5 protein-coding genes and 5 tRNA genes are annotated in these 6257 nt (G+C 63.9%); 7 read left to right on the forward strand and 3 right to left on the reverse strand.

The window, feature by feature from the left end; genetic code table 11:
* Positions 1 to 13 precede the first annotated feature (13 nt).
* Positions 14 to 808 (reverse strand): dihydrofolate reductase family protein, encoded by a 795-nt coding sequence (locus K8V11_RS10950; RefSeq protein WP_303913966.1) that lies wholly within the window; start codon positions 806 to 808, stop codon positions 14 to 16.
* A 120-nt stretch (positions 809 to 928) separates the two neighbouring features.
* Here K8V11_RS10950 and zapE point away from each other — a divergent pair, with 120 nt between their 5' ends.
* Entirely contained in the window at positions 929 to 1948 is a 1020-nt protein-coding gene (gene zapE, locus K8V11_RS10955) for a cell division protein ZapE (RefSeq protein WP_303913969.1), read from the forward strand.
* Positions 1949 to 2008: 60 nt separating this feature from the next.
* On the opposite strand, the gene K8V11_RS10960 is transcribed toward zapE, so the two are convergent.
* Both K8V11_RS10960 and K8V11_RS10965 read right to left on the reverse strand, forming a co-directional pair.
* Positions 2009 to 2593 (reverse strand): N-acetyltransferase, encoded by a 585-nt coding sequence (locus tag K8V11_RS10960; RefSeq protein WP_303913972.1) that lies wholly within the window; start codon positions 2591 to 2593, stop codon positions 2009 to 2011.
* A 37-nt stretch (positions 2594 to 2630) separates the two neighbouring features.
* Positions 2631 to 2705 (reverse strand) — tRNA-Val (locus K8V11_RS10965).
* Between the two features lie 356 nt (positions 2706 to 3061).
* On the opposite strand from K8V11_RS10965, the gene K8V11_RS10970 reads away from it, so the two are divergent.
* The 6 genes from K8V11_RS10970 to K8V11_RS10995 form a co-directional block, all read left to right on the forward strand.
* Positions 3062 to 3134, forward strand: a tRNA-Gly gene (locus K8V11_RS10970).
* Positions 3135 to 3152: 18 nt separating this feature from the next.
* Positions 3153 to 3223: transfer RNA gene (locus K8V11_RS10975), tRNA-Cys, on the forward strand.
* A gap of 41 nt (positions 3224 to 3264) precedes the next feature.
* Positions 3265 to 3336, forward strand: a tRNA-Val gene (locus K8V11_RS10980).
* A gap of 27 nt (positions 3337 to 3363) precedes the next feature.
* Positions 3364 to 3436: transfer RNA gene (locus K8V11_RS10985), tRNA-Gly, on the forward strand.
* A gap of 281 nt (positions 3437 to 3717) precedes the next feature.
* Positions 3718 to 5799 carry a threonine--tRNA ligase gene (gene thrS, locus K8V11_RS10990; protein WP_303913974.1) on the forward strand — a complete coding sequence of 694 codons (2082 nt, stop codon included), beginning with the start codon at positions 3718 to 3720 and terminating at the stop codon, positions 5797 to 5799.
* Positions 5800 to 5801: 2 nt separating this feature from the next.
* A partial coding sequence (locus K8V11_RS10995) for an HIT domain-containing protein (RefSeq protein WP_303913976.1) occupies positions 5802 to 6257 on the forward strand: 456 nt, incomplete at its 3' end.

The following is a 6257-nucleotide window of genomic DNA, read 5'->3' on the forward strand; positions in this document are numbered from 1 at the left end:
GCAGGACGGAGATCTACGCATCGGCGTCCACGGTCCACCTCGTGTAGAGGCCACCATCGTCCGAACTGAACGCCGACACGACCCGAAGCCGGCGCTGCCATGAGTGCATGTCCGCGCCGCTGGGACGGGGAAGCAGGTGGACGTCTGCTGGGAAATAAAGATGCGGGGACATGCTCAGCACGAGTTCGTCGAGGAGACCAGCTCGCAATAGCGCTTCAAGTAGATGCGGACCTCCCTCGCAGTCGATTTCTCCATCGTTCTCTCGGCGTGCGAGATCCACTGCCCCCGGGAGGAAACCGTCGAGGTCTCCGGGGACAAGGCGGACGTCCACCCCGCATGATGCTGCGTAGGAGCGGAGCTCGGATTCGGCTCCGACGTCGGGGACAACGAGGCTCATCGGTCCGGCGTCCTCGGATGCCGCCTTCTTCGCCCCCGCTATGTGGTCGACATCCTCGCGCCTCAGAGCCCGCGACACCATCCAAACCGCGGCCGGCGCATCCTGGGACCGTAGGTGAGATAACGCCGGGAGAACGGTGGCCGGGCCATACCCCTCGTGTCGGGCCGTAGCCGCACCGACGAGGATCGTGCCTGCCCGCGCCCGCATGCCGTGGAAGACGGCCTGGTCCATATCCGTGCCCAGCCCAGCGGATGCACCCCCGGCGGTAACGGCCCCGTCGAGCGCGGTGATGAACGTTGCCCGCACAGGATGTTCGCCGTCACTGCCGCGGTGCGGCGCGAGCGTATTCCAGAGGGCGAGCGCGCGACCAGGATCAGAAAGCTCGGCACTCATCTGCGCTGGCTGGTGCAAAATCAGGCCCATCCTTCCTATTCGGACGCCGAGGACAACCGTCGGAATGCCCTCGTGTCCAGCGCCGACGGCGAGAGGCTGAATCCGGAATTCAGGGGCCCTCGCGTTAGGCTTACTTTCATGGTCTTACGCCTCGCCGACATTACCCCAGATGTCTCACCCGATGAGCTTGTCGCTCAGCTCGTGCCTCCGTCCATGTTCGACGAGGTTAGCTTCGACTCCTACATCCCGGATCCCAACGAACCGAGCCAAGCCGAGGCCCGCGACGCATGCCGCGCCTTCGCCGAGGAAGTGGTCAAGGCGAAGTCCGGAAAGAAGAAGGGCCTATTCGGCAAGAAGAAACCGGTCGAAGGCCGCGGCATCTATCTCGACGGCGGTTTCGGTGTCGGTAAGACCCACCTACTCGCCTCGATTTTCCATGCGTGCCCCGGGCCGAAGTCGTTCGGTACATTTGTCGAGCTCACGAATGTCGTCGGTGCGCTCGGCTTCAACCGCGCCGTCGAGGAACTGTCGACGCGTTCGGTGCTGTGCATCGACGAGTTCGAGCTCGACGACCCCGGCGACACCATGCTCGTGTCCCGGCTGCTGGCGGAACTGACCGCCGCCGGTGTATTCATCGCCGCGACGTCCAATACCCTGCCGGGCCAGCTGGGCGAAGGGCGCTTCGCAGCCGCCGATTTCCTCCGTGAAATCCGCAAGATCTCAGGCCTGTTCCAGACGCTGCGCGTCGACGGTCCCGACTACCGGCACCGCGATCTGCCGCCGGCGCCCGATCCGATGAGCAACGCAGACCTCGAGGCCACAGCCGAGGCGGTCGAGGGGTCGAGCCTCGACGACTTCGATGAACTGTGCCGGCACCTCGATAAGCTGCATCCTTCGAAATACAACCGTCTCGTCGGCGGGATCACGCAGGTGTGCCTCGAAGACGTGCATCCCGTGGAGAACCAGGCCATCGCGTTGCGCGTCGTAGTGTTGGCGGACCGTTTGTATGACGCCGGGATTCCCGTTCGCAATAGCGGCGCGAAGCTCGACGAGATCTTCACCCCGGAGATGATCAGCGGCGGATATAAGAAAAAGTACCTGCGCGCCACGAGCCGCCTTCTCGCGCTCTCGCGCTTCCAGCCAGGAGACACCCACTAGACGGCCGCGAACCGCCGATCACTGAGGGGACACCCCGCGGCCGCGCGAGGCCTCACGCCTCTACAGGTGTAGCTCGTAGACGACGTCATGGCACGTCTGACCGCCGACAATGAAGGTGCGCCGGCCGCGGTCTGCGAACCCGACCTTCTCGTAGAAGCGTCGCGCGCGGCCATTTTCGACGTTCGTACCCAGCCACAGCGAGTCGAATCCCCGCTCCCGTGCGATGGCTGCGTGTGCGTCGATGAGTGAAGTGGAAAGTCCGGTTCCATGCGCGCGCGGCGCCGCGTACACCTTTGACAGGTACATCGGACTTTCGGCGGCCAAGAGCGCCGCCGCGTCCGCATCCTCGCCGTGGCCGGGAATGCCCAGCGTGTAGGCGAGTGGATCGCCCGCGGCATCCCGCGCGAGCATCACCACGTTGTGCGGGTCCGCGAGGTAGCGCCGGAATGCCGAGGGCGTGAGGTTCTCCTCGATGAACGAGGCCATATCTGCCTTCGAAAGCTGCGGCGGGCACGCCAGCGGAAACGTCAACGCAGCGAGGGATGAAAGATCGGAGGCGTCCGATAACTCTGCGACGTGGATCGGGCCCGCTGAGCAGCCTTGAGGGGAGTGCCGTCCGCCGTCATGAGAAAAGGTGTTGTCCACGCCGTGCGAGCTTACTCGCGCCGGTGGAAGGGAATTGTGGTGGTCCTAGCTGGGTTCGAACCAGCGACCTTTCCGGTGTGAACGGAACGCTCTTCCACTGAGCCATAGGACCGAGATGCGAGGCGGCTGGCCGCCCTGTGCAACGGTTCATCAATCTAGCATGTGCGCGCGAGGGCTCCCAAACCAGCCTTTCCCGATTTCCCGATCGAGCGCCGCCGTCGATCTATGCGGCGCACGGGTGCATTCTGCCCCGGAATCGGACTGCAAGGCGAACGAGTGGTTAACGACGGCGAAATGCTCGCCGAAAACGTCTAGAATAGCGGGCACGCGCCGAGCGGCGAACTGGAGAATAGCGAGCGACACGCCCTGAAAGCAGGGCGATTTGCGAAGCGGTTGTCCATTCGACTAGATTACTTTCTCGCTGGTCAAAAACGACCGGGCGAGAAATCGCCTGGCCCGGACGAGTGTGCGGATGTAGCGCAGCTGGTAGCGCATCACCTTGCCAAGGTGAGGGTCGCGGGTTCGAATCCCGTCATCCGCTCTGGGTAACCGACCCGTCGGTGGAGTGGCCGAGTGGTGAGGCAGCGGCCTGCAAAGCCGTCAACACGGGTTCGATTCCCGTCTCCACCTCGAAGTAAGGGCAGCGATGCTTTTACTCCAAGGTAAGACACGCGCGATTAGCTCAGCGGGAGAGCGCTTCCCTGACACGGAAGAGGTCACTGGTTCGATCCCAGTATCGCGCACCGCGCCGGCCCAAAAGGCCGGCGTTTGCGGATGTAGCGCAGCTGGTAGCGCATCACCTTGCCAAGGTGAGGGTCGCGGGTTCGAATCCCGTCATCCGCTCCGGATAACTCCCGTCGGAAACGGCGGGAGTTTTCTTATTTCCCGGGGCCCCTCCATAGGTTTCTCACCTGATAGCTCCGCCCTCGGGAGTCCGGTGTGGTGACCGTTCACCAGGCCGATCTCGTGGGACCAGTAAACTTGCGCCGCGTACGATTCATTCGGGTTTCATGCGTCCGTTCCGCTCGCTCTCGACACGAAGAAGCGAGGGTTCTGACCGAGCCGGGCAGCACCGTATCCTGCCAGGGCATGAGCACACACGAAATAGGAGATGAGCTCTAGAGATGAGCGAGCAACTGCAGACCACGTCCGGATCGGCGCAGAGCCCGGTTCGCACGCTGACCATTCCCGCCGGCGAACCGGCGGGGAAGACTATCGCCGAAGCTGGTCTGCAGACGAAGGGCGTCGATCAGATCGTCGTCGTCCGGGAGTCCGACGGCACGCTGCGCGATCTTTCCTGGACTCCCGAGACGGACACCGAGGTCGAACTCGTCGCCGCCAATACCGAGGATGGCAGGTCCGTCATCCGACATTCCTGCGCTCACGTGCTCGCGCAAGCAGTGCAGGACATGTTCCCGGACGCGAAGCTCGGTATCGGCCCGCCGATCGAGAACGGGTTCTATTACGACTTCGACGTCGCCGAGCCGTTCACCCCTGAGGACCTGACCGAGCTCGAAAAGCGGATGAAGAAGATCATTAAGGCCGGTCAGCGATTTTCCCGCCGCGCCTACGATTCCCTCGATGCCGCTCGTGCCGAGCTTGCCGACGAGCCGTACAAGCTCGAGCTCATCGAGGACAAGGGCCGCGCAGATGCCGGCGAGGGCGCAGCGATCGACACGGGCGAGGTCATGGAGGTCGGCGCAGGGCAGCTCACCTCGTACGACAACCTCAATCCGCGAACCGGCGAACTCATCTGGTTCGACCTGTGCCGCGGCCCCCACGTTCCGACGACGAAGTTCATCCCGGCGTTCAAACTCACCCGCGTGTCGGCGGCATATTGGCGCGGCGATCAGGCCAACGCGGGCCTGCAGCGCATCTACGGCACGGCCTGGGAGTCGACCGAGGCGCAAGACGAGCACCTCGAGCGTCTCAAGGAGGCCGAGCGCCGCGATCACCGGCGCCTGGGCGCCGAGCTGGACCTGTTCAGCTTTCCCGACGAGGTGGGTTCGGGCTTCCCGATGTTCCACCCGCGCGGTGGGATCATCCGTAACGAGATGGAGCAGCACTCGCTGCGTCGGCACCTGTCGGCCGGGTATCAGCTGGTCAATACCCCGCACGTCACCAAGGGCGACCTGTTCCGCAAGTCTCAGCACCTCAATTGGTACTCGGAGGGCATGTTCCCCCCGATGATGCTCGACGGGGAAACCGACGACGAGGGCAATGTCACCAAACCGGCGCAGGACTACTACGTCAAGCCGATGAACTGCCCGATGCACAACCTCATCTTCGATTCTCGTGGGCGCTCTTACCGCGAGCTTCCCTTGAGGATGTTCGAGTTCGGCACGGTATATCGATACGAGAAGTCCGGCGTCATCCATGGCCTGACCCGCGCCCGCGGGTTCACCCAGGACGATGCGCACATCTACTGCACCGAGGAGCAGATGGAGGCCGAGATCTCCACGGTGCTCCAGTTCGTGATCTCGCTTCTGCGCGACTACGGCCTCGACGACTTCTACCTCGAGCTGTCGACGAAGGACCCGAAGAAGTATGTCGGTGACGACGATGTGTGGGAGCGTTCGACCGAGACCCTGCGCAGGGTCGGCGAGGCGTCGGGCTTCGAGCTCGTACCCGACCCCGAGGGCGCCGCGTTCTACGGCCCGAAGATCTCCGTGCAGGCGCGCGACGCGATCGGACGCACCTGGCAGATGTCGACGGTGCAGCTGGACTTCAACCTGCCGGAGCTGTTCGACCTGCAGTACACCGCATCCGATGGCACGAAGAAGCGCCCGGTGATGATCCACCGCGCACTGTTCGGTTCGATCGAGCGCTTTTTCGGCGTCCTTCTCGAGCACTACGCCGGCGCATTCCCGGTGTGGCTGTCGCCGACGCAGGTCGTGGGCATTCCGGTCGCGGACGAGTTCGCCGATCACCTGCAAAGCGTGATCACGTCGCTACGGGCGCGCGGAATCCGGGCCGAGCTCGACGACGGCTCCGATCGCATGCAGAAGAAGATCCGCACGCACACCACCGGCAAGGTTCCGTTCATGCTGCTCGCAGGCGCGCGGGACGTCGAATCGGGTGCCGTGAGCTTCCGATTCCTCGACGGTACGCAGTACAACGGTGTGCCGGTCTCGCAGGCTGTAGAGACCATCGCCCACTGGGCCGAATCGCGGCGCAACGATCAACCGACCGAAGAGAACCTGTAGGTATGACGTCGCACGACGCAGAATCCGGGCCGTCCGAGCGCGACACGATCGTCGACACGGGGGCGGGGGAGGCCGATCACCTCACCCGCCTCTGGGCGCCCTATCGCATGGCGTATATCGCCGAGCCGCCGAAGCCGGTGGAGGGTGCGACGGGGGAGCCGTTCCTCGACATCCCGAAGATGAGTGACGAGGACGGACTCGTCGTCGCGCGAGGCGAGAATGTGTATGTGGTGCTCAACCTGTTCCCGTATAACCCGGGGCATGCGATGGTCATCCCGTACCGCAAGGTCGCCGAGCTCGAGAGCCTCACTGCTGCGGAGTCCGAAGAGCTCATGGCGTACACCCAGCACCTCATCCGTGTCGTAAAGTCGGTCTCGCGCCCCGACTCGTTTAATGTGGGGCTCAACCTCGGCGGCGCGGCCGGCGGCTCGCTGTCGGACCACCTTCATCAACACGTC

It is taken from the genome of Dietzia timorensis, assembly GCF_020742175.1.
GTDB lineage: Bacteria > Actinomycetota > Actinomycetes > Mycobacteriales > Mycobacteriaceae > Dietzia > Dietzia timorensis_A.

Excerpts from the sequence above, each read along its gene's own strand:
- zapE (WP_303913969.1), top strand. The coding sequence starts at position 929 with ATGGTCTTACGCCTCGCCGACATTACCCCAGATGTCTCACCCGATGAG.
- thrS (WP_303913974.1), top strand. The coding sequence starts at position 3,718 with ATGAGCGAGCAACTGCAGACCACGTCCGGATCGGCGCAGAGCCCGGTT.